Here is a 22041-nt window from a genome sequence, read left to right as displayed (position 1 = left end):
CTTCAGGGACTGGTGGGGATGACATTGCCTTTATCGTCCACCTTGATCGGTCGATGGCTTTCATCAAACGCTAACTCATCGAACAAGCCGTTACGGTGGGTCTTTGAGAATAGGATGGCCGAATCGAGGTTGTCGAAGAGCGTGTATTTTTCGGCGTAGTGCTTGAATTTGAAGCCCGCCGGGGTGAGGCAGTTGTAGAAGAGGATGACCAGCTCGTAATCGGACAGCTGAGCGCGCACTAGCTTCATGTATCGCGGGCTCACACCTGCGTTGTCGATGAAGCGGATCAGGTTGTAAAGATACCGGAAATAGTGCCCGAGGTCTTTCCGCCACTTTTCATAAAACTGTTTGTAAGCTGCGTTGATACGGGCCGGATTGTTTACCGGGCGCTTGGGCGAGGCCTCTTTCCAATGATTTTGGAGTTGCGTCGTCATATGCTTGAAGCAGTCGCGCCCGTAAAGTGTTTCCATCGTCTTCCTGTGCACATCCATCTGCGTGACGATGGTGTTATGAAGCTCCAGCATTGCGAAGAGCGTATTTTCGAAGCTCTGGCGCTTCTGGGATGCTATCTGGTCGGCGAGCGCAATCTCGGCCTTGGTGGCTGCTTCGCTAGCGGCGCTGTTGGCTTTCTGCTGGATGATGATCGTCGCAATCAGGCCTAGGAACGTCAGAAACGTCAGAAAGGGATTAATTGTCCCGCCAACGAAGTCACCGAACGTGCCGAGGTTTTCGATCTTTTCGAAGTTCAAATAGCCGAAGACCATAACGGCCAAGGCGACGGTCAGTGCGGTTATCGCCAAGATATAAAGGCTTGTGGAAGAATCCCCGCCTTTAGGCTGAACGAGCGCGTGGAAAATCTTCCGAGCCGCCCTATTGACCAGGTAAAGTACAGCGCACCCGCCCACGAGCAGTGCAACGATTTGCCCGACACTCATCAGACTACTCCCCCACCGGGACGGGATACTAGCCGTGACTTGAGGGCCGCGGCAATGGGCTATTGGCGACACCGGCCGTTGCGACGCACATAGCGCACCACATCCATTTCCAGCGGTCGAATTAACCCGGCAAGCGCAGCTTTTACCAAAAGCTTCAAGCGCATCAGCCTGACTGCGGCAGGTCGGCAGCTGTCTCACTTGTCCGCCTTTTTTGCCCGGAGGTAACTGCTTGCCGAGTACATTGTGTGGAAGTTTGGAGCGGTTGAGTCTTTAACTAGTATTGAAATTGCCTTAGCAGGATTTTTTCCTGTCTTGAAAGTATAGCAGTCGCACATCTCGCCGAAACCGGAAGTCGGACGCCGGCCCCCGACCTCGCTTCAGCGGGAAACGTCGAATGAACGTCGGCTTTCTCAGAGCCTCGGCCAAAATCGGACGGTCAGCAGACGGCCCAATCCGCGACGTTCGAGGCCTTGATGCTAGGCGATAGCGGAGGCAGCTACCCCCCAGCCAGCCGCGGCAGCAGAAAAATCTCCGCCCCCGGCGGCAGTTCCTTCGACCACGTATCGCGATAAATCGTCCCGTCAATGGCCACCGCGATGCCCTTCTCGATCCAGGGCTCGATGCCGGGATACTGTTCAGCCAGTTTCCTGAACAGCTCCCTGATGTCCTTGGCCTCGACCTCGACCTTGCTCTGGCCGCCGGCGAGCTGGCCCAGCGCGCCCCAGAGCGTCACTTCGACCATTAGGGCAAGAACCTCATTTTGCCCTAGCCTCCCCGTTCCGCCTCGATCGCGGCGAGAACCCGTGGCGGCGACATCGGGATGTGGGTCATGCGCACGCCGGCTGCGTTGGAGACGGCATTGGCGATCGCCGCCAGCGGCGGCACGATCGAGGTTTCGCCGACGCCGCGCACGCCATAGGGGTGGTTGGGATTAGGTATCTCGAGGATCTGCGTGTCGATCATCGGCAGGTCCGAGCAGACCGGGATGCGATAGTCGAGGAAGCCGGCGTTCTGGAGACGCCCGTCCTTGCCGTAGATATACTCCTCGTTGAGCGCCCAGCCGATGCCTTGCGCCGCACCGCCCTGGTACTGGCCCTCGACATAGGTCGGGTGCACCGCCTTGCCGGCATCCTGGATCACCGTGTAGCGGATCACCCTGGTCGAGCCGGTATCGGGGTCGACCTCGATGTCGCATATATGGGTGGCGAAGGAGACGCCGGCGCCGTCGGCGACGAGTTCGCTGTGGCCGGCGATCGGCCCGCCGGTCTTGCCGGAAGCGGCGGCGATCTCCTTCAGCGACAGGGCTGCAAGATTGCCGTATTTTTCGCCCTTGGCGATGGCGTGGCCGTTTTCCCAGACCACGTCGTCGACGGGGATGTCCCACGTCTGGGCGGCGCGCTCACGCAGGATCTTGATGGCGTTGCGGGCGGCCGAGATGGTCGCCATCGAGGACGAGAAGGTGCCGCGGCTGCCGTCGGTCATGTCGTTGTAGCCAAGCGAGGACGTGTCGGCGACCACCGCCTTGAGCTGGGCATAGTCGATGCCGAGCTCCTCCGCCGCCACCAGCGACAGCGAGGCGCGCGAGCCGCCTACGTCCACCGTGCCGACGGCCAGCGACACCGAGCCGTCCATGCCGATGTTCAGATCCACGCAGGTCTGGCCGCCGAAGTTGAACCAGAAGCCGCAGGCCATGCCGCGGCCCTGGTTCTTGCGCAGCGGGGCCTTCATGTGCGGATGGTGCTTGGCCGCTTCCAGCGTCGGACCGATGCCGATCGGGCCGTAGACCGGGCCATAGGAAGACCTTGTGCCTTCCTGCGCGGCGTTCTTGATGCGGAACTCGACCGGGTCCATGCCGAGTTCCTTGGCCAGCTCATCGACTGCACTTTCCACCGCGAATGCCGCCATCGGCGCGGAGGGCGCGCGATAGGCCGCGGTCTTCGGCCGGTTGACCAGCACTTCGAAGCCGACGGTCTGGACGTTATCGAGCTTGTAGCAGGCGAAGGCCGTCATGGCGCCGATCTCGGCCCAGGTCCCGGCATAGGGCCCGCTGGTGTAGCGCAGCGTCGCCTCGGCGGCGGTGATGGTGCCGTCCTTGCGGGCGCCGATCTTGACGTCGATCGAGGTCGCGCTTGTCGGACCCGAGGCGCGGAACACCTCGTCGCGGGTCATGACGAGCTTCACCGGCCGACCGGCCTTGCGCGACAGCGCCAGCGCCACCGGTTCGGCCCAGACATGGGTCTTGCCGCCGAAGCCGCCGCCGATTTCCGACGAGGTGACACGCAGCTTCGAGGCTTCCACCCCGAGCAGTTGCGCGCAATGCTGGCGGTAGACGAAATGGCCCTGCGTGCAGACCCAGAGGTCGGCGGTGCCGTCGGACGAGACGCTCGCCACGCAGGCATGCGGCTCGATATAGCCCTGATGCGTCTGCTCGGTCTTGAAGGAACGCTCGACGATGACATCGGCGTGGCCGAAACCCTGATGGACATCGCCATGGCCGAACTGGCTGCGCTTGGTGACGTTGGACGGCTTGACCGGCTTTTCCTCGAGACCCTCGGTGAAGATCGTGTCGTTGATCAACGGCGCGGTGTGCTTCATCGCCTCGTCGACATCGGTGACATGCGGCAACAGCTCGTATTCGACCTCGATGAGCTTCAGCGCCTGCCTTGCCGTGCAGGCATCGACGGCGGCGACCGCGGCCACGGCGTGGCCGTCATAGAGCGCCTTGCCGCGCGCCATGCAATTGTCGAGGACGTCGTACATGGCGGCATCGCCATCGGTGAGATCGGGCAGGTCGGCGGCGGTGATCACCGCTTTCACGCCGGCCAGCTTTTCCGCTTTCGAAGTGTCGATCTTGAGGATCCTGGCATGCGCATGCGGGCTGCGCAGGACACGCCCGACCAGCTGTCCCGCCATGTTGAAGTCGGCGCCGTAACGGGCGCGTCCCGTCACCTTGTCGACGCCGTCGGGACGGATAGGCCGCGTGCCGACGGAGGAGAATTTGCGGCCCGAAAAGCGTGGATCGAAGTTCATGCGTGCGCTCCCTTCATCACATTGGCCGCATCCTGGACCGCGCGCACGATCTTGTCGTAGCCGGTGCAGCGGCAGAGGTTTCCGGCGAGGCCGAAGCGGATTTCTTCCTCGGTCGGATCGGGGTTCTTGGCCAAAAGGTCCTTCGCCGCGATCAGGAAGCCCGGCGTGCAGATGCCGCATTGCAAGGCTGCATGCTCGAGGAATTTCTGCTGCAGCGGATGCAACTGATCGCCATGCGCCATGCCCTCGACGGTTTCGATATGCCGGCCTTCGGCTTCAGCGCCAAGCACAAGGCAGGAGCAGACCAGCCGATTGTCGAGAATGATCGAGCAGGCGCCGCAGTCGCCGGTGCCGCAGCCTTCCTTGGCGCCGGTCAGCCCGAGCCGATCGCGCAGGACGTCGAGCAACGTCTCGTCGGGCTGGCAAAGGTATTCGACGTGATCGCCGTTGATTGTCGTTGAAACTGCTACACCGGCCATCATTTGCCTCCTGCGCGTGCGTAGGCGGTCGTCGCGGCCCGTCCGGCCAGCACGCCCGCAACTTTTCGTCTGAACTCGATGGTGCCGCGCTTGTCGTCGATGGGGCGGCAGGCCCCAGCGCAGATCTTGGCGAGCCGCTCAAGTGCCGCCTCATCCAGCTTCCTGCCGATGAGAGCCTCGGCTGCTTCTTCCACCAGAAGCACGGTCGGGGCCGCGGCGCCCAGCGCGACGCGGGCGGCTGTTATGACGCCATGCTCGTCGAGCGTCAGGTTCACGCCGGCGCTGACCACCGCGATGTCCATCTCGGTGCGCGGGATGAATTTGAGGTAGGCGTCGCCCGAACGCGGCGCGCGCTTGTCGAGCAGGATCGCCTCGACGATCTCACCCTTGGTGAGCGAGGTCTTGCCAGGCCCGATCGGCACAGCCTCGACCGGAATGGTGCGCTTGCCCGACGGACCGGCAACCACGGCCTTTGCGGCGGCGGCCACCAAGGCCGGGACGCTGTCGGCGGCCGGCGATGCGTTGCACAGATTGCCAACGATGGTGCAGCGGCCCTGGACCTGTTTAGAGCCGATCAGCTTCGACGCTTCGACGACACCGGGCCAGGCCTTCTTCAGAACCGCGCTCTCGCCCAGGACGGCGCAGGGGACGGTGGCGCCGATGCTGAAGCCGTCGGCCGTCTCCCTGATCTCGCTCAAGCCCTCGATCGCCTTGATATCGACGATCAGGTCGGGATCGACAAACCCGCCCTTCATCCGAACGAGGAGGTCACTGCCTCCAGCGAGAATGGCTGATGTGCCGGAAGCGTCGGCCAGCAGGCCAACGGCGTCTTCGATTGAAAGCGGACGTATGTAACGCATCGTCTCCCCTTGGTGATGGTGATCTCGCCGACCGTTATAAACAGTCTCCTCATAATGACCATCCGGTTGCTGATTTCCAGCGATTGGGCCAGCACCGCGAGAGAGATTTTTGTCTAAAGTCTTTGTTTTGATGCATGTCGTTGTCCCAGAACCGCGCACACTTCTGGGCGACATGCATTTAAGCGGCGTCTTTTGCATTGTCGAGGCTGATGCCGATGTCCTTCAATGCCTCGGCCACGGCCTCGTCCAGCGGCGTGTGCGGGACTTCGCCGATGATGCTTGCCAGCCGGTCGGACACGAGCCGGTGCGGTTCGAAGCGCAGATAGGACATCGAGACGATCTCGCGCCACATCGCCACGAACGGGCTGCCGGCGCGCAGCACCCACCAAGGCATGAAGGTCAGTTTCAGCGGACGGCCCAGCGCCTTCTCGGCGGCGGCCTTTATGTCCATGTCGGTGACGGCGTGGCCGGGGAAGTTGAGCGCCTCAAAGAAGCCGAGCTTGCCCTGATTGCGCGCCAGGCCGACGAAGCCGATGGCGAAGTCCGGCAAATAGGCCCATTCGTGCACGAGGTTGGCAGGGCCAGGCGCTGTGTAGACGCCCTTGTTCATCTTGGCGGCGACGACGAGGTCGAACCATGAACCGCTGCCCGTGCCGCCGAAGAAATCGCCGGCGCGCAGGATGATGGTGCGGACGCGGCCGGCATCCGCCTCGCGGCGAAACAGCGCTTCCATGGCGCAGCGGATGCGGCCCTTCTCGGTCGTCGGACGAAATGGCGCGTCTTCGGTGACCACCTCAGGCATCGGCGAGCCGTAATTGTAGACAGTGCCGGGGAAAAGATGCAGCGCGCCGTTGGCATGGCAGGCGGCCATGACGTTCTCCGCCATCGGCAGGCATTTGCTCCAGTCGGTGTAGATCGGGTTGAGACCGTTGAAGACGATGTCGACACCCTGCGTGGCGCGGATCAGCGCCTCGCGGTCGAGCGCATCGCCGGCGACGGCGGTGGCGCCCTTGAGTTCGGCTGGGACCTTGCCGCTGCGGGTGACGGCGCGGACGTCGAAACCGGCGTCGATGAAGGCTTTCCCAACCACGCGGCCGAGCCGGCCATTGGCGCCTAGAATTGCGATCTTGGTCATTTTTCTTCTCCGTGTCTGTGTTTGCACGGCGAATATGATGCCTCCATACGCGAATGAAAATTGACTATGGATGCAGATTTGTTATTCATAAATGAATGGAAGACATCGACTGGAACCTGATCAAGAGTTTCGTCACCGTGGCGGAGACCGGCAGCCTGTCGGCCGCAGCGCGCAAACTGTCGGCCAGCCAACCGACGCTCGGGCGTCACATCGGTGAGCTCGAACAGGCGTTGGGCGTCACCTTGTTCCGGCGCGGGCGGCGCGGCTATGCGCTGACGGAAGCAGGCGCCACGCTGTTCGAACGCGGCAAGGCCGTGAGCGAGCAGGCGAGCGCGTTCTCACTATTGGCATTGGGCTCGGTCGAGGCGATCGAAGGCACGGTGCGCATTGCCGCCAGCGAGGTGGTGGCGGCCTATGTGCTGCCGAGGATGACGGCGCGGCTCGGCATCGAGGAATCCGGCATCGAGGTCGAGATCGTCGCCTCGAACCAGGTCGAGAACCTGCTGCGAAGGGATGCCGATATCGCCATCCGCATGGTCAAGCCGGCGCAGAACGAGCTGACGGCGCGCAAGGTCTGCGATATCAAGCTCTGCTGCTGCGCGGCGAAATCCTATCTCGACCAGCACGGCCGCCCGCTCAAGCCCGCCGATCTTCTCGACCATCCGCTGATCGGCTTCGACCGCAGCGACGAGATGATCCGGGGCTTTACCCAGGCCGGCATCCCCGTCACCCGAAGCAGATTCCGCTTCAGGGCCGACAACCAGATCGTGCTGTGGGAAGCGCTGCGGGCGGGAAACGGCGTCGGTCTCGGCCAGGAGCCGCTGGCCGACAGCGACCCCTTGCTGGAGAAACTCCTGCCCGGCCTGCCATTGCCCAGCCTGCCGGTGTGGCTGGCCATGCATCGCGACGTGCGCACCAGCGTGCGCATCCGCCGCGTCGCGGATTTCCTCTATGAGGAGCTGAAGCGCTATTCGGCGGGGGCGGCCGCGAATTCGGCGCGGTGAGCGAGCCCGGCCATCAACAGCACGACGATCAGCAGCGCCGACATGGCGACGAAGATCGGGCCGAAGCTCGAATGCTCGGCGACGAAGCCGATCGCCGACGGCGCCACCAATATACCGGAATAGCCCATGGTGGTGACGACGCTCATGCCGGTGCCCGACGACATGCCTTCCTGGTTGCCGCCGGCCGAGAAGATGATCGGCACCATATTGGCGATGCCGAAGCCGCAGAGAGCAAAAGCCGCGATGGCGATCCAGGGCGAAGGCGACAGGCCGGCGACCAGCATGCCGGCGGCGGCCACGATGGCCGAACCGCGCAGCGTGGCCACCGCGCCGAAGCGGTTGCGCACGCCGTCGCCGAAAAAGCGCATGACAGCCATGACGCCGGAGAAGGCGGCGTAGGCAAGGCCGGCGATGGCGAGGTCGGCGCCGAGCTCCTGCCGGAGATAAAGCGCTGCCCAGTCGAGCACGGCGCCCTCGGAAATCATCGTCAGCAGCGCCATCAGCCCGACAAGATAGACCAGCGGGTTGGCCGGCAGCGTTAATTTATGATGCTCGGCGGCCTGCGGCTTGTCCTCGGCGATGAGGTAGCCGACCGCCACGGCGATGACGGCAAAAGCAATGACCGTAACCACAGCCGCATGGGCGAGGTGGCCGTAAGTCTGGATGGCGTAACCGCCCAGACCGCCACCGGCGAAACCGCCGAGGCTCCAGAAGCCGTGCGAGGACGACATGATGGCGCGGGACAGCCGGCGCTCGACCACCACGGCATTGGCGTTCATGGCGACATCCATGCCGCCGATCGAGCCGCCGAAGATGATCATGGCGATCGACGCCAGCGGCACGTTGGGCGCCAGCGCCACGATCAGCAGGCCGAGGCTGCCGCACAGGCCGAACCAGCGCAACACGGTGCGCGAGCCATGCCTGGAGATCAGATGGCCGCACCAGCTCATGGCCGCGACCGCGCCGACGCCGAACAGAAGGATCAGCAGACCGAGGGTGAATTTCGAGATGTCGAGCCGGGTCAGGAACACCGGAATCTGCGGCGCCCAGCTGCCGGTCAGGAATCCGTTGGCAAGGAAGATGCTTGCTACAGCCCATCGCCCGCGAAGGGCGCTCTGCATGGTGTTTTGCGCGTCCATGGTTCGAATCCGGTCAAGGAATGGCTTTGCGCGGCAAATTAGATCGATTCAATTTCTCGTCAAGCGCTTGGCTGCGAAAGCTTGTGGGCCACATCTAGGGGAAAACCGTTTGGCAGAGATCCTTCGCGCCCCCCTCTGTCCTGCCGGACATCTCCCCACAAGTGGGGAGATTGGCGGCTTCGGCGCCTCGCTTATTCTTGCACCGTTGGCGATTGGCTAGAGTTTGCGTGACGGCTGATCTCCCCCCAAGTGGGGGAGATGTCCGGCAGGACAGAGGGGGGCGCTGTCCCTCCGACGTCAATCCTGTGAACCGCGCGCTACTTCAATGATCCCTCGGCCGTCTCGCCTCGAACTCCGCTTTCTTGGCGTCCGGAGCCTCGGTCTGGTTCAGCGCCTGCCATTGCGCATAAGGCATGCCGTAGACGATTTCGCGCGACTGGTCCTTGCCGAGATCGACACCCTCGGCCTCGGCCGCTTCGCGGTACCAGTTCGACAGGCAGTTGCGGCAGAAGCCGGCGAGGTTCATCAGGTCGATGTTTTGCACATCGCTGCGCTCGCGCAGATGCTCGACCAGCCGGCGGAAGGCCGCGGCCTCGAAATCGCGTTTCTGGTCATCGCTGAGTTCGGTCATTGCCTTGGGTCCTCACAGCGGCCCGGTGCGCGAGCCGAACATCTTCACCTGATGTATATCGGGACGGCGGTCGATGGCGTCAACGATCGGCGCCAGCCGTTGCGCCCAGGCCAGCGCCCCCTTGCTGTCTGATATCAGGTCCTGGCGGATCTCGATCAGCGCATGGGCAAAGCCGTTGACGATGGCGTGCTTGAACATGGTGTCGCCGCGCAACGCGCCGTCATAGGGTTCGTTGTCGCCGACGACGAGGTTTTTATCCTGCGCCAGCATGTCGATCAGCGGCCGCGCCACGCGGTCGTCGAGGTCCCACAATATGCCGACATGCCAAGGGCGGATGAAGCCCTGCATGACAGGGGTGAAGGAGTGTACGGAGAAGATGAACGGCGCTTTGCCTGAGGCGTGCGCCACCGACGCGATCATGGCGCCGACCGCGTCCTGATAAGGCCGGTAGAAGCCGTCGAGCCGCCTTTCGCGTTCGGCCGGTGCCATGGGATAGTTTCCCGGCACGACGGTGCCGTCATAGAGCTGGCGGATCAGCGTCGGGTCGTCCTCGCCGCGATTGGGATCGATCAGCAGCCGCGAAAAATTGGCGATCACCGCCGGCACGTCGAGCGCCGCGGCCAGTTCGCGCGTCACCGTCTCGACACCGATGTCGTAGGCGATATGGCGATCGAGTTCCGCCGCCGGCAGGCCTAGACTGCCATACTCCTCCGGCAGGTCGCGGCGGGCATGGTCGGCGACAAGCACGATGCCTCGCTTGCGGTCACCTTCGACGATATCGAAAGGCGTGAAAACTGTGGATCGGGTCATTGGCTGGAAAGGTCTGTTCGCTGGCTTCCGGGGAGGGTGGTATCGTCATTCCCACGAAGAGGACTGTTGCGCAACGCCGTTGTTTGGCCACGGTTTCTGCGAAAATCCTGTGACGCGCGGCGTATCGCGTGTCGGGGGCCTTTCTAAATCGATTGGAATTGGACAGAACGGCGCGTTGACATGCGCCCGGACTTTTCCGAAAAGGGGCGTTGAGAGATGCAGATGACGTTATTGAGGGGTTTCGGGATGGGTTCCGCCGGCAGGCCGCGTGCGCGCACCGCCTTTGTCGTGCCGCTCCTGACCCTGACGCTAGGGCTCACCGCGCTGGTCGCGGCTTCGCCCGCCCGCGCCGATTTCCGCGTCTGCAACGCCACGCAGAACCTGGTCGGCGTCGGCATCGGCTACCGCGCCAAGGCAGGCTGGATCACCGAGGGGTGGTGGCACATCGAAGGATCGAGCTGCAAGACGCTGATCGAAGGTCCGCTGTCATCGAGGTTTTACTATCTTTATGCAGAAGACGCCGAGCGCGGCGGGCGCTGGGATGGCCCGATCAACATGTGCGTGGCCGAAAAAGAATTCAAGATTGCCGGCGTTGCCGATTGCGTCGCCCGGGGCTTCCAGCGCGCCGGATTCCAGGAATATGACACGGGCGAGCAGGCAAGCTGGATGGTCCAGCTGACCGATGAGTCCACAACGGGAGGCGCTCCAGCCGCCCCGGGAACAAACAGTCAATGAGACGTAGCCGCAAGGTCAAGATCCTCGCCACCATCGGTCCTGCCTCCTCGTCCGAGGAGATGCTGCAGAAGCTGTTCGAAGCCGGCGCCGATGTCTTCCGCATCAATATGAGCCACACCGATCACGAGCTGATGCGCACGCTGGTCGGCCGCATCCGCGCGGTCGAGGAAAAGGTCGGCCGTCCGATCGGCATCCTGGCCGATTTGCAGGGACCGAAGCTGCGCGTCGGCAAGTTCGCCAACGGCAAGGAGGTGCTGACGCCGGGCCAGACCTTCACCCTCGACAACAATCCCGAGCCCGGCACGTCGACCCGCGTCTACCTGCCGCATCCCGAAATCCTGAGTTCGGTCGAGGCCGGCCACCGTCTGTTGATCGACGACGGCAAGCTGGAGCTCAGGGCGGTGAAGAGCGACGGCAAGTCGATCACCTGCGCGGTCGTCGCCGGCACCACCATTTCCGACAAGAAGGGCGTCAGCCTGCCCGACACCGACCTGCCGGTCGGTGCGCTGACCGAAAAGGACCGCAAGGACCTCGATGCGGTGCTGGCGGAAAGCGTCGACTGGGTGGCGCTGTCGTTCGTGCAGCGGCCGGAGGATTTGGCGGAAGCCCGCAAGATCGCGCGCGGCCGGGCGCTTATCATGGCCAAGATCGAAAAGCCGCAGGCGGTAGCCCGGCTGGCCGAAATCATCGAACTCTCCGACGCGCTGATGGTCGCCCGCGGCGATCTCGGTGTGGAAATGCCGCTGGAAGCGGTGCCCGGCATCCAGAAGCAGATCACGCGCGCCGCGCGCCGCGCCGGCAAGCCGGTGGTGGTCGCCACGCAGATGCTGGAATCGATGATCACCGCGCCGGTGCCGACCCGCGCCGAGGTGTCCGACGTGTCGATCGCCGTGTTCGAGGGCGCCGACGCCATCATGCTTTCAGCCGAATCCGCTGCCGGCGCCTATCCGGTCGAGGCGGTGGCGATGATGAACCGCATCGCCACCAAGGTCGAAACCGACCCGACCTATGCCGGCATCATCAACGCGCAGCGCTCGGAACCGGAAGCAACCGGCGCCGACGCCATTTCGCTCGCCGCCCGCGAGATTGCGGAGACGCTGAAACTGTCGGCGATCATCACCTATACGGCGTCGGGCACCACGGGCCTGCGCGCCGCGCGCGAGCGGCCGCAAGTGCCGATCATCGCCCTGTCGCCGATCCTCAACACGGCGCGGCGGCTGTCGCTCTTGTGGGGCACGCATTGCGTCGTCTCGCCCGACGCCAGCGACCTCGACGACATGGTCGACCGCGCCTGCCGCATCGCTTTCGAAGAGGGGTTCGGTCAGCCGGGCGACCGCGTCATCATCACGGCGGGCGTGCCGCTGAGGACGCCGGGTTCGACCAACATGCTGCGCATCGCCTATGTCGGGTCGGACGTGCAGGCCACCCGCAACATAGGTTGACAGAGGCTTCAACTCATCACAGTTCGCAGCGCTCTTGCCGCACCTTCGGCGTGATCGATGCGCTGAAGGAAGCGGCGTGCCCGGGGAACGGGGTCGTGCAGATACTGGTCCGGCCCCAGCCTCTTTCGCCGGTTGAGGTCGACTGTGTCGAGCAGATCGAAATCGACCGTGGCGATCGTGCAGTGCCACCCGGGATTGCGCGACGCCCAGCCCCTCTTGTGGTGTTCCAAAAGCCGCTCGCGGGCGGAATAGCCGTGGTAGTCGAACGCGATCACGCCGTTCGTCGCGTAAATATGGTTCCCGGAAAAGCCCTCGCCAGGAATGATCCGTTCGCCGTAAAAGCCGTCCAGAGGAGCACGCTCGAGAAAGGCGCCGGCAAGAATGGCGCACGCGCCATAGCCGAAGAAGATGCGGTCCGGCAACGCCCATCGCTTCTCCGGGTTTCTCTTGATGCCGTGTTTCAGGACATACATTGCGATCAGGTCGGGGCCAGTTCCGCGTCGGGCACGGTGATGTCGGGGCATCGCCCCTCATTGTACGCATCGCCGGCGATGCGTGCTTCCACGGTTTTTGCCATTGCCTGCAGGTCGACGACCTTACCGGCGACCTTTTCGATGGCGCCGATGACGAGATCGGAGGCGATCCAGTCCGGCTTGTGGCCGAGATTGTGGACCCAGATCAGCTCGGCGCCGGGGATGTCCCTGACCAGGCCGACGGAATGGATCGAGGCATAGACCACCTTGTCGCGGTCGCCCGAGATGACAATGGTCGGCGCTGTGATGTCGCGGTAATGCGGCGCGGCCTTCAGCGTATAGTCGTAGAGGCCGGCGACATCGATGGCGTTGGCGCGGAAAGCGCCGGGACGCAGCACCAGCGGAATCGAGGCATTGCCGACATAGCCTTCCGGCACCTTGTTGGGAGAAAACACGCAGGCCGTGGCGCCGTCCATCTGCAGCGTGCCTGCCGGATAGGTCAATGTCTCCGAGAACAGCCAGCCGATGATGGGGGTGGCGGTCAGCTTGTAGTACCAGGCGGTCGCGCCGCCCGGCCAGGGGTGGCTGACCGGCGACAGAAAGACCAGCCCGAGCGTCTTCTCCGGGTGTTCGCGGCCAAAGGCGGCGGTGATCACGCCGCCAAACGAATGGCCGACCATGATCGCATTGTGGATGCCGAGACGGTCCATCAGCCTGGCGATGGTGTCGGCCTGCGCCGACGGGCTCTCATTGCCGGGGCCGCGTGCCGACCAGCCGAAGCCCGGCCGGTCGAGGAAGACCATCTCGGCGCGGCCTTCGAGCAAAGGCCTGATCGGCAGCATCTGATCCCTGAGATTGGCGCTGGCGCCGTGGATGAAGACGATGGCCGGCAGCTCGGCATTTTGAGGCGCCGGCACGTGGACATAGTGGATGCGGGTGCCGCCGATGTCGGCAAATTCGCCGGCCGGCGGGTTTCGCCACTCGATCAGCCACGCGCCGGCGCGGGTGACGCCGGCCAGGGCAAAGACGAGCGCGAGGAGCAAAGCACAGGCGGCGTAAATGAGGTTCATGCGCGGAGATACGGGGGTGGAGGGGGATAAGTTCTAGGGAGTAGGGAGTAGGCAGTGGGGAGTAGGGAGTAGGGAGTAGGGAGTAGGGAGTAGGGAGTAGGGAGTAGGGAGGTGGTCTCGACCAATCTTCTCTACTGACTACTCACTAATCCCTAATTCCTACTGCCTAATCAAATTCCTTCGCCGGCCAGCTCTTCCGAAATTTCCGCGACCTGGTCCTGAGCGCTGCGCATCATCGGATAGATGGTAAGCACCTTCTGCCAGGCTTCGAGCGCCGATTGCTTGTGGCCGGTGGCGGCCATGATCTGGGCCAGGCCCGAAAGCGCGCCGAAATGGCGTGGTTCCAGCTGCAGCGTCTGGTCGATGTCGGACATCGATTTCCCGAAATTCTTCATCATGTAATGGACGGTGGCGCGCCGGTTCCAGCCTTCGGCATATTTTGGCTGCAGGATGACGACCTGATCGAGGAAGTCGAGGGCGACGTCGAACTTCTGGTCGTCCATCGCCTTTTGCGACCATTGCATCATCAGGTCGATTGAGGCGCTGCCGGACTGGAACCATTCGCCCCAGATGCGCCCGGCGATGCGCTCGGCCGCCTTTTCGTTGCGCTCGCGCTTCAGCTCGGCAAACAGTTGGTCGAGCCTGGCTTCCCTGGTCAGGGCAACCGGCGGCTTTGCCGGCGGATCGTCCGCCGACGCCGGAGCGACGCCGAAAAGAAACAGGGTCGCCAAAAATGCAAAAAGAATCCGCATCGCCGGAATCTAACCCCGGACGGCGGATCGTCAAACTGAAATTAGCGTGAAAGTGCCTGAAACCAGGCAATTACCATCGTATGGACGGAGGCAACGAGCCTCCGGCCGAACACTCAGCCCTGGCGCGCCTTGTAGCGTGGAGCGGTCTTGTTGATGATGTAGACGCGGCCCTTGCGGCGAACCAGCTGGTTGTCGCGGTGACGCGCCTTCAGCGCCTTGAGCGAATTCTTGATCTTCATGGTCTTGCCCGTCGGTCTGGGCCCTGTCCGGGCCGAATTATTAAGGCGCGCCTGAAAAGCGCGCCTTTGAACTTGCGGTGGCTCATAAACGAGGAGCCTTGCCCGTGTCAACCGCAAGCGTGCTGGATAGAGGCCGAGAATGGCTTTGGCCATCAAATATCCGCCATCTCGGCTCCACGCCATTGCGTGGCCGAAGGCGGGCTGGAATGGTGCGGCACCCGCAAGCCGATTTGGAGACCTCTATGCGCCTGTTGTTTGTGTCCGCGAGCCTTGCCGTTATGGCAGCCGCCTCCATCGCGCAGGCGCAGGAATGCGACCGCAACGACGACAGCCAGCAGATGATGAACATCTGCGCCGGCGAGGACTATCGGGCCGCCGATGCCAAGCTCAACCAGGCCTACAAGGATCTCGTCGGTCGCAACGACGACAAGGGCAGGAAGCTGCTGCAGGTCGCGCAACGCGCCTGGATCGCCTTCCGCGACGCCGAATGCGCCTATACGACGACAGACAGCGAGGGCGGCTCCATCCATCCGATGGAGGTTTCACAATGCCTGACCGAACTGACGGACCAGCGCATCAAACAGCTCACCGCGGGCGCCAATTGTAGGGAAGGCGATGCGAGTTGCGCCAGCCCCGACGAAGACGGGGATCTGAACGACGAGCTGCAATAGGGCTCGAGCCACGCCCTCGCGCAAAGTGCCGGAATGGCTTAGCTACGGCGGCTGATGCGCGTGAAATGGCCCATCTTGCGGCCTGGGCGCGCTTCCGCCTTGCCGTAGAGATGCAGCATCAGATCGGGCTCGGCGAGCAAAGCGGGTACGCGCAGCACATCGTCGCCGATCAGGTTTTCCATGATGCAGTTTGAATGCCGGCCAGGGTTGCCCAGCGGCAGGCCGGCAATGGCGCGGATATGCTGCTCGAACTGCGAAACGATGCCGGCGGCTTCCGTCCAGTGGCCGGAATTGTGCACGCGCGGCGCCATTTCGTTGGCCAGCAGCGTGCCATCGGCAAGAACGAAGAACTCGACGCCGATGACGCCGACATAGTCGAGGGCCGACAGGATTTTCGCCGCCGCGGCCTGCGCCGTTGCCGCCGTGTCCAGTCTGATCTGGGCCGGCAGGGTCGAGGTATGCAGGATGCCGTCGCGGTGGACGTTCTCAGCCGGATCGTAGGCGGCGACCGCGCCGTCCAACCCGCGCGCGGCGATGACCGAGATTTCGCGCTCGAAAGCGACGAAGGATTCGAGGATCAGCGGCACATTGCCCATGGTCTCGCATGTGCCGGCAAAGCCGCCCGTCTCCATGTTGCGGAAGACGCGCTGGCCCTTGCCGTCATAGCCCATGCGGCGGGTTTTCAAGATGCCGCTGCCACCGAACTCTCTCAGCGCCGCCGTCAGTTCGTCGTCATTGTCGACGGAGCGGAAATCCGCTGTCCTGATGCCGATGCTGTTAAGGAATACCTTCTCCGCCACCCTATCCTGGGCAACTTCCAGCGCTCGCGGCGGCGGATAAACCGGGACCTTGGCAGCAAGTGCGCCGGCGGCCGCCACCGGCACATTCTCGAATTCGTAGGTGACGACGGCGCTGACTGCCGCCAGTTCGGCAAGGGCGTCCGCATCGTCATAGGCGGCGGTGATCTGGCGGTTGGCGACCTGAGCCGCCGGGCAATCGGCCTGCGGTTCGAGGATAATTGTGCGGTAGCCGAGGCGCGCTGCGGCGACAGCCAGCATGCGGCCGAGCTGGCCGCCGCCGATGATGCCGATGCTCGATCCCGCGGGCAGGCTCACGGCGCGTCCGTCGGTTCGGTGGCGACCCTGGCGGTTTGGGCGGCGCGCCAGGCATCCAGGCGGGCGGCAAGTTCTTCGTCGTTCAGCGCCAGCACGGCGGCCGCCAGAAGGGCGGCGTTGGCCGCACCCGCCTTGCCGATGGCAAGCGTGCCGACCGGAATGCCGGCCGGCATCTGGACGATGGAGAGCAGCGAATCCTGGCCTGACAGCGCCTTCGATTCGACCGGCACGCCGAACACCGGCAGCGGCGTCAGAGCCGCCGTCATGCCGGGCAGGTGGGCGGCGCCGCCGGCCCCGGCGATGATCACCTTGTAGCCGGCCGCCTTGGCGCCTTTGGCGAAATCATAGAGGCGGTCCGGGGTGCGGTGGGCGGAGACGATCAGCCGCTTGTGCGGAATGCTCAGCGCCTCCAGCGTTTCGGCGGCGTGGCGCATCGTCGCCCAGTCGGACTGGCTGCCCATGATGATGGCGACGTCGGCGCGGTGGTCGGTCAAGCGCATGCTCCCGGCGGTAAAGGCGCGCCTTAGCGGAATTCGGGCTGGCCCGCAAGGATGGCGGCCGCCGCAGCCTAGTCCGGCCAGCGCAGGGCGCCGGATGAATCCTTTCGCGGCTGTCTCATCGCATCCGTCGGCCTGTCGGCCGCGGTGAGCACGGCGCGCAGCTGCTCGGCGACGATCTCGGCCTCGCCGGGGTGCAGATTGCACGGGTCGAGGAAGAAATGGCCGCGCTCGGCCTCGTGGTTGCGCACGATGATGGGCGGCGATCCGGCCGCCAATGCCGAGGCGAGGCCGGCGGCGGTGAAGCGGCTTTTGGGCAAGACAAAGATTTGCAGCCGGTCGAGCGGATTGGCGGTCGGGTCGGGAATGATGTTTGCGACGATGCCGGGTATTCCCTGTAGCGAATCCCTCCACAGATTGAGCGCCGCTTCCTCGCGCCGGCGGATGCCGGCATGGTCGCGCTTTTCCCAGGCTTCGAGCGCAGCCATGGTGCCGGCGATGCTTTCCTTGCCGACCTTCATGGCGCGGGCGACGCCGCGGTTCTGCAGATAGGCGGCGCGGACAAGATCCTTGCGTCCCGTAACGATGCCGCTGGTTGGCCCCGAAAGGAATTTGTGGCCGCTGTAGACGACGATGTCGGCGCCGCGCGCCAGGAAGCTGCGCAGGTCATATTCGGAAGCCGCGTCGACGATCACCGGCACGCCCCTGGCGTGGCAGATTTCGCAGAATTCCTCGAGGGAAAGCATGCCGTACTGCACGGTGTGGTGCGCGACGACATAGAGTGCTGCCGCCGTGCGCTCATTGATCGCTTCGCGCAGGTGATAGTCCTGGGTGACGCTGACGGTACCGGCTGGAATGACCTTGGCGCCGGCGACGCGGATCGACTGGTCGATCGGCGCGCCGTAATTGACGATATGGCCAAGCTGGATGACGACTTCGGACTTCAGGCCTTCGGTGTCGTCGGGCAGCCGTTCGATCGCCAGCAAATTGGTGCCGGTCATCGCCCCGGCGATCGCCATTGTGATGCCTGAGGCGCAGCAGGCGGTGATGAAGCCGGCCTCGCCGCCGGTGAGGCGGGCGGTGATCACGCTTGCGGCGCGCTGCAGATCGTCCATCTCCACCCATTGCGAGGCGATCTCGGCCATGGCGCTGATCGCCTCGGGAACGATGATCGAGGCGCCGAGGGTCGTCATCGTGCCGGAGACGTTGATGATCGGCCTCAGTCCCAGCCGTTCACGGATCGTGGTGTTGGAGCCGGTGTCGGAATAGGTTTTCATGTTCAGCAATCCCTTGACGGTCAGGCGGCGATCTCGACGACCGCTTCGATTTCGACGGTGATGTTTCCAGGCAGCGAGCCGACCCCGATCGCCGAGCGTGCATGGCCGCCGATCTTGTCGAAGACGCTGGCGAACAGGTCCGAGCAGCCATTGACCACTTTCGGGTGGTCGCTGAAGGTCGGCGTCGCATTGACGAAGCCGAGCAATTTGACGACGCGCACGATGCGGCCGAGATCGCCGGCGGCGGCGTGCATGACGGCGAGCAGGTTGAGGCCGGTGAGGCGGGCATGCTCATAGGCCTGCTCGACGGTGACGTCCTCGCCGACCTTGCCGGTGCACAGCGTGCCGTCGGCGCGCAGCGGCCCTTGACCCGAAAGAAAGATCAGCCGGCCGCTTTCCGCATGGGTGACGAAATTGGCGATCGGCGTCGGCGGCTCGGGCAGCGTCAGGCCGAGCTCGGCGAGCCGGATGTAAGGCGTCATGGAAGAATTCTCCTTGGGCCGGCCTGTTGTTTTACGCAATTCCCAAGGGAAAGCGCTTCGCGCTTTTCCCGGGAAAACCGCTTACACTTTTCCTGGAATTGCTTCGGGCCGCCCATGTCAGAAATGCGAGGCGCGGAACCGCGCCAGGAAAGAGCGCAGGCGCTCATTGGTGGTCTCTTCGGCAAGGATCTCCTTCGGCGGGCCAACAGCGCTGACACCGCCATCGGCCATGAAGACAATGCGGCTCGAAGCGTCGCGGGCAAAGGCCATCTCGTGCGTGACCATCACCATTGTCATGCCGTCTTCGGCCAGGCTGCGCACAACGGCCAGCACCTCGCCGACCAATTCGGGATCGAGCGCGGAGGTGATCTCGTCGAGCAGCAGGATCTTTGGCTCCATGGCGACTGCCCGCGCTATGCCGACGCGCTGCTGCTGGCCCCCGGAGAGTTCCGCCGGCAGGCTGTCGGCCTTGTGGGCGAGGCCGACGCGGCTCAGCCAATGCTCGGCGATCTGGCGCGCCTCGGCCTTGCTCTTGCCGCGCACCTTGGTGAGGCCGAGCATGATGTTGCCGGCGGCGGTGAGGTGCGGAAACAGGTTGAAGCTCTGGAACACCATGCCGGTTTCGGCGCGCATATTGGCAAGGTCGCGCTCGCTGCGCCGCTGGCGCGCGCCGGCCTCACGAAAACCGACCTCCTTGCCGTCGATGCGGATCGAACCTGAGTCGTAGCTTTCGAGAAAGTTGACGCAGCGCAGCAGGGTGGTTTTGCCGCTGCCGGAAGGGCCGATGACGGTGACCACCTCGCCCCTGTCCACCTTGAGGCTGACCGAGCGAAGCACCTCGACCGAACCAAAGGCTTTCGAGACCCCGGCAATGTCGAGAAGGGCAGCATTGTCGTTCGAGCTTGTGGCCATCGTGCTAGTCCCGGATGAAGGCAAAGCGCCGTTCCAGCCGCCGGCTGGCGTAGGAAAGCGCATAGTTGACGGCGAAATAGATCAAGGCGCCGAGGATGTAGAGCGGCATCGCCTCATAGGTGCGGCCGATGACCTGGTTGATCGCCTGCATCAGGTCGGTGATGCCGAGCAGCGAGACCAGGGCGCTGCCCTTGACCGCATCGGTGACGCCGTTGATCCAGGGCGGCAGGAAGCGCCGGAAGGCCTGCGGAAAGATGACGTAGGTGAGCCGCTGGCGAAAAGTCAGCCCAATGGCCATCGCCGCTTCTGACTGGCCCTTGGGAATAGAGCCGACGGCGCCCCGGAGATACTCAATGACCTGCGCCGTCTTGAACAAGGTCAGCGCCAGCACCGCCGCCGAGAAGGATTGCAGATGCAGGCCGATGGCCGGCAGGCCGTAATAGACGAAGAACATCAGCACCAGGATCGGGATGCCGCGGATGGTGTCGGAGAAGATGCGCACGGCCCAGCGCAGCGGCACCGGGCCGTAGACCAGGCCGACGCCGAGCGCGACGCCGGCAATCAGCGACAGCACCACGACCAGCAGCGACACCCACAAGGTGATGGCGAAGCCCTGGGCGAGGAACGGTACGGCGTAGAGGATCTGGCTCAGCATGTCAGCGCGCAGCCCTGAACCGGCGTTCGACCAGCCGCAGCCCGAAGAGCAGGGTGTAGCCGGTCACCAGATACATCGCCGTCGTCACCAGATAGACCTCGACGATGCGGAAGGTGTTGAAGTTGATCCACTGGGCGCCGAAGGTGAGCTCGGGCACCGAGATCACCGAGGCGATCGACGTGTCCTTGAACAGCGAGATGAAGGTGTTGGACAGCGCCGGCAGCGTGATGCGCAGCATGGTCGGCAGGCGCACATGAACCAGCCGCTGCCAAGGCGTGAGCCCGATCGCCTTGCCGGCATCGAGCTGGCCGCGCGGCACGGCTTCGAGGCCGGAGCGGAACACCTCGACCAGATAGGCGCCGCTATAGACCGACAGCGTCAGCACGAACGAGGTCGGCGCGTCGTAGGCGACGTCGATCACCGTCGGCAGGCCGTAGAAGACAAGATAGACGAGCAGGATCAGCGGCACGTTGCGGATGAATTCGACGTAAGCCGCAATGATGGCGCGCACCACGCGTCCGGCCGAGACATACCAGACCGCCAGCACCAGGCCGATGACGACGCCGATGGCAATCGAAATCACGGCAAGCTCGAGGCTGAGCAGAAGGCCGCCCCACAGCTTGTCGAAATGGCGCCAGATCAGGTTGAAGTTGAGCGTATAGCCCATGCGTCTCCCGCAATAACCAAGGGGATGCGAACTAGAAGGCGGAAGGGCTAACCCTTCCGCCAGCACTTGTCAGACAACCGGGAAACCGGGATGGCGGGCCGGCGGCTCCTGGCCGAAATAGTCCTTGAAGGCGGCGTCGTAGAGTGCGGTCTCATGGCCGAACATGGCGATGGTGAAGGTCTGGTTGACGAAGGTCAGCCAGTCCAGGTCGCCCTGCCTGACCGCCGCGCCGTAGAGCATCGAGTACCAGCTCTTGCCGGCATCGAAATATTTGTCGGGGTTGCGCGAGGCCAGCCAGCGCACGGTTGAAAGATCGACGGCGGCGGCATCGGCGCGTTTCGATTCCAGTGCCTGCAGCACATTGGCCTGGGTGTCGATCTGCAGCACCTGCGCCTCCGGCAGGGCGTAATGGACCGAGCTTTCGGCGTCGACATTCTGCAGGATCGAGATGCGCGTCGCCGAACCGCCGGCGAGCAGCTTGTCGAAGGTCTTGTTTTCCGCGGTCGGCAGCGTCAGCAGGGCGACGCCCTCGACATAGTATGGCCTGGAGAAGTGGATCAGCTGCGAGCGCTGCGCGGTCATGGTCATGAACTGGATGGTAATGTCGACCTTGTTGGTGGTGACATTGGGGATGCGCTGCGCCGGATCTTGCATGACGAACTCGACCTTGCTCGGATCGTCGAACAGACCCTTGGCCAGGATGCGGCCCATGGTGATGTCCATGCCGACCAGCTCGCCGGCATCGTTTTCGAAATGCCATGGCGCGTTGGTGCTGCCGGTGCCGACGATCAGCTTGCCGCGGTCAAGCGCGGTGCGCAGAACGCTGTCGGATGCGGCTTGTGCCGCCGCCTTTTCGGCGCTGACAGCGGTCATCACGCCCGCCGTTGCAAGCCCGGCCATGCCCAGTTTCAGAAAATCTCGCTTGGATGCGTCGTTCACTGCGACCTCCTGTTGTTTGAGTTCCCCTTACAGACACACGTGTCGCCGACTTGAATTGTCTCTTACAATAGACACATGTATCCTATACAAGA

Annotated in this window: 25 protein-coding genes; 4 read left to right on the top strand and 21 right to left on the bottom strand. The window is 63.8% G+C overall.

What is annotated here, in order from left to right; translation table 11 throughout:
- Nucleotides 1-2 precede the first annotated feature (2 nt).
- From ACYG9V_RS01760 to ACYG9V_RS01735, 6 genes are all read right to left on the bottom strand, one after another.
- Nucleotides 3-935 carry a putative phage abortive infection protein gene (locus tag ACYG9V_RS01760; RefSeq protein WP_460221899.1) on the bottom strand — a complete coding sequence of 311 codons (933 nt, stop codon included), beginning with the start codon at nt 933-935 and terminating at the stop codon, nt 3-5.
- A gap of 496 nt (nt 936-1431) precedes the next feature.
- On the bottom strand, nt 1432-1677 hold the full coding sequence (locus tag ACYG9V_RS01755) for a MoaD/ThiS family protein (RefSeq protein ID WP_023684042.1): 246 nt from the start codon (nt 1675-1677) through the stop codon (nt 1432-1434).
- Between the two features lie 23 nt (nt 1678-1700).
- Nucleotides 1701-3965, bottom strand: a complete 2265-nt coding sequence (locus ACYG9V_RS01750; protein ID WP_352765153.1) for a xanthine dehydrogenase family protein molybdopterin-binding subunit — start codon at nt 3963-3965, stop codon at nt 1701-1703.
- A complete protein-coding gene (locus tag ACYG9V_RS01745; protein ID WP_023684040.1) occupies nt 3962-4444 on the bottom strand; it encodes a (2Fe-2S)-binding protein in 483 nt (160 codons plus the stop codon). The genes ACYG9V_RS01750 and ACYG9V_RS01745 overlap by 4 nt, the downstream gene beginning before the upstream one ends.
- Nucleotides 4444-5304, bottom strand: a complete 861-nt coding sequence (locus tag ACYG9V_RS01740) for an FAD binding domain-containing protein (RefSeq protein WP_460221898.1) — start codon at nt 5302-5304, stop codon at nt 4444-4446. The genes ACYG9V_RS01745 and ACYG9V_RS01740 overlap by 1 nt, the downstream gene beginning before the upstream one ends.
- Before the next feature lie 178 nt (nt 5305-5482).
- Nucleotides 5483-6439, bottom strand: coding sequence for an SDR family oxidoreductase (locus ACYG9V_RS01735; protein WP_023684037.1), 957 nt, complete (start codon nt 6437-6439; stop codon nt 5483-5485).
- A 95-nt stretch (nt 6440-6534) separates the two neighbouring features.
- Here ACYG9V_RS01735 and ACYG9V_RS01730 point away from each other — a divergent pair, with 95 nt between their 5' ends.
- On the top strand, nt 6535-7443 hold the full coding sequence (locus ACYG9V_RS01730) for a LysR family transcriptional regulator (protein WP_352765152.1): 909 nt from the start codon (nt 6535-6537) through the stop codon (nt 7441-7443).
- Here the strand turns inward: ACYG9V_RS01730 and ACYG9V_RS01725 are convergent.
- The 3 genes from ACYG9V_RS01725 to ACYG9V_RS01715 form a co-directional block, all read right to left on the bottom strand.
- The gene (locus tag ACYG9V_RS01725; RefSeq protein WP_352765151.1) at nt 7407-8582 is read right to left on the bottom strand and encodes an MFS transporter; all 1176 of its coding nucleotides are present in this window, start codon (nt 8580-8582) and stop codon (nt 7407-7409) included. The two genes, ACYG9V_RS01730 and ACYG9V_RS01725, sit on opposite strands and share 37 nt — an antisense overlap.
- A gap of 322 nt (nt 8583-8904) precedes the next feature.
- Nucleotides 8905-9213 carry a DUF1244 domain-containing protein gene (locus ACYG9V_RS01720; RefSeq protein WP_023727604.1) on the bottom strand — a complete coding sequence of 103 codons (309 nt, stop codon included), beginning with the start codon at nt 9211-9213 and terminating at the stop codon, nt 8905-8907.
- A gap of 12 nt (nt 9214-9225) precedes the next feature.
- A complete protein-coding gene (locus tag ACYG9V_RS01715; RefSeq protein WP_352765149.1) occupies nt 9226-10023 on the bottom strand; it encodes an N-formylglutamate amidohydrolase in 798 nt (265 codons plus the stop codon).
- A gap of 246 nt (nt 10024-10269) precedes the next feature.
- Between ACYG9V_RS01715 and ACYG9V_RS01710 the strand changes: the two genes are divergently transcribed.
- Both ACYG9V_RS01710 and pyk read left to right on the top strand, forming a co-directional pair.
- A complete protein-coding gene (locus tag ACYG9V_RS01710; RefSeq protein ID WP_352765161.1) occupies nt 10270-10758 on the top strand; it encodes a DUF1036 domain-containing protein in 489 nt (162 codons plus the stop codon).
- On the top strand, nt 10755-12200 hold the full coding sequence (pyk, locus tag ACYG9V_RS01705; RefSeq protein WP_023690053.1) for a pyruvate kinase: 1446 nt from the start codon (nt 10755-10757) through the stop codon (nt 12198-12200). Before ACYG9V_RS01710 ends, pyk begins: the two co-directional genes overlap by 4 nt.
- An 8-nt stretch (nt 12201-12208) precedes the next feature.
- Here the strand turns inward: pyk and ACYG9V_RS01700 are convergent, their stop codons facing one another.
- From ACYG9V_RS01700 to ykgO, 4 genes are all read right to left on the bottom strand, one after another.
- Nucleotides 12209-12673 carry a hypothetical protein gene (locus tag ACYG9V_RS01700; RefSeq protein ID WP_352765148.1) on the bottom strand — a complete coding sequence of 155 codons (465 nt, stop codon included), beginning with the start codon at nt 12671-12673 and terminating at the stop codon, nt 12209-12211.
- Between the two features lie 5 nt (nt 12674-12678).
- Nucleotides 12679-13743 (bottom strand): alpha/beta fold hydrolase, encoded by a 1065-nt coding sequence (locus tag ACYG9V_RS01695; protein ID WP_352765147.1) that lies wholly within the window; start codon nt 13741-13743, stop codon nt 12679-12681.
- Between the two features lie 170 nt (nt 13744-13913).
- The gene (locus ACYG9V_RS01690) at nt 13914-14495 is read right to left on the bottom strand and encodes a tetratricopeptide repeat protein (RefSeq protein WP_352765145.1); all 582 of its coding nucleotides are present in this window, start codon (nt 14493-14495) and stop codon (nt 13914-13916) included.
- 113 nt (nt 14496-14608) lie between these two features.
- Nucleotides 14609-14734, bottom strand: coding sequence for a type B 50S ribosomal protein L36 (gene ykgO / locus ACYG9V_RS01685; protein WP_006327841.1), 126 nt, complete (start codon nt 14732-14734; stop codon nt 14609-14611).
- A gap of 242 nt (nt 14735-14976) precedes the next feature.
- Here ykgO and ACYG9V_RS01680 point away from each other — a divergent pair, with 242 nt between their 5' ends.
- Complete coding sequence (locus tag ACYG9V_RS01680) at nt 14977-15405, top strand: lysozyme inhibitor LprI family protein (RefSeq protein WP_023684031.1); 429 nt, start codon at nt 14977-14979, stop codon at nt 15403-15405.
- Nucleotides 15406-15443: 38 nt separating this feature from the next.
- On the opposite strand, the gene ACYG9V_RS01675 is transcribed toward ACYG9V_RS01680, so the two are convergent.
- The 8 genes from ACYG9V_RS01675 to ACYG9V_RS01640 all read right to left on the bottom strand — a co-directional run bounded on the left by ACYG9V_RS01675 (nt 15444) and on the right by ACYG9V_RS01640 (nt 21910).
- Nucleotides 15444-16520, bottom strand: a complete 1077-nt coding sequence (locus tag ACYG9V_RS01675) for a 5-(carboxyamino)imidazole ribonucleotide synthase (protein WP_352765143.1) — start codon at nt 16518-16520, stop codon at nt 15444-15446.
- Nucleotides 16517-17014 carry a 5-(carboxyamino)imidazole ribonucleotide mutase gene (purE, locus tag ACYG9V_RS01670; RefSeq protein ID WP_352765142.1) on the bottom strand — a complete coding sequence of 166 codons (498 nt, stop codon included), beginning with the start codon at nt 17012-17014 and terminating at the stop codon, nt 16517-16519. The genes ACYG9V_RS01675 and purE overlap by 4 nt, the downstream gene beginning before the upstream one ends.
- 74 nt (nt 17015-17088) lie before the next feature.
- On the bottom strand, nt 17089-18294 hold the full coding sequence (locus ACYG9V_RS01665) for an aminotransferase class V-fold PLP-dependent enzyme (protein ID WP_031195646.1): 1206 nt from the start codon (nt 18292-18294) through the stop codon (nt 17089-17091).
- 20 nt (nt 18295-18314) lie between these two features.
- Nucleotides 18315-18776 carry a RidA family protein gene (locus ACYG9V_RS01660; RefSeq protein ID WP_023673109.1) on the bottom strand — a complete coding sequence of 154 codons (462 nt, stop codon included), beginning with the start codon at nt 18774-18776 and terminating at the stop codon, nt 18315-18317.
- A 117-nt stretch (nt 18777-18893) separates the two neighbouring features.
- Nucleotides 18894-19688: an amino acid ABC transporter ATP-binding protein gene (locus ACYG9V_RS01655; RefSeq protein ID WP_023673108.1), complete on the bottom strand. Its 795-nt coding sequence runs from the start codon at nt 19686-19688 to the stop codon at nt 18894-18896.
- Between the two features lie 4 nt (nt 19689-19692).
- Complete coding sequence (locus ACYG9V_RS01650) at nt 19693-20343, bottom strand: amino acid ABC transporter permease (protein WP_023698475.1); 651 nt, start codon at nt 20341-20343, stop codon at nt 19693-19695.
- A 1-nt stretch (nt 20344) separates the two neighbouring features.
- Nucleotides 20345-21010 carry an amino acid ABC transporter permease gene (locus tag ACYG9V_RS01645; RefSeq protein ID WP_023693641.1) on the bottom strand — a complete coding sequence of 222 codons (666 nt, stop codon included), beginning with the start codon at nt 21008-21010 and terminating at the stop codon, nt 20345-20347.
- A gap of 69 nt (nt 21011-21079) precedes the next feature.
- Nucleotides 21080-21910, bottom strand: a complete 831-nt coding sequence (locus tag ACYG9V_RS01640) for a transporter substrate-binding domain-containing protein (RefSeq protein WP_023673105.1) — start codon at nt 21908-21910, stop codon at nt 21080-21082.
- Nucleotides 21911-22041: the final 131 nt, after the last annotated feature.

The sequence above is a fragment of the Mesorhizobium sp. W016 genome, from assembly GCF_054719485.1.
This window is presented reverse-complemented; position numbering and strand designations above follow the sequence as displayed.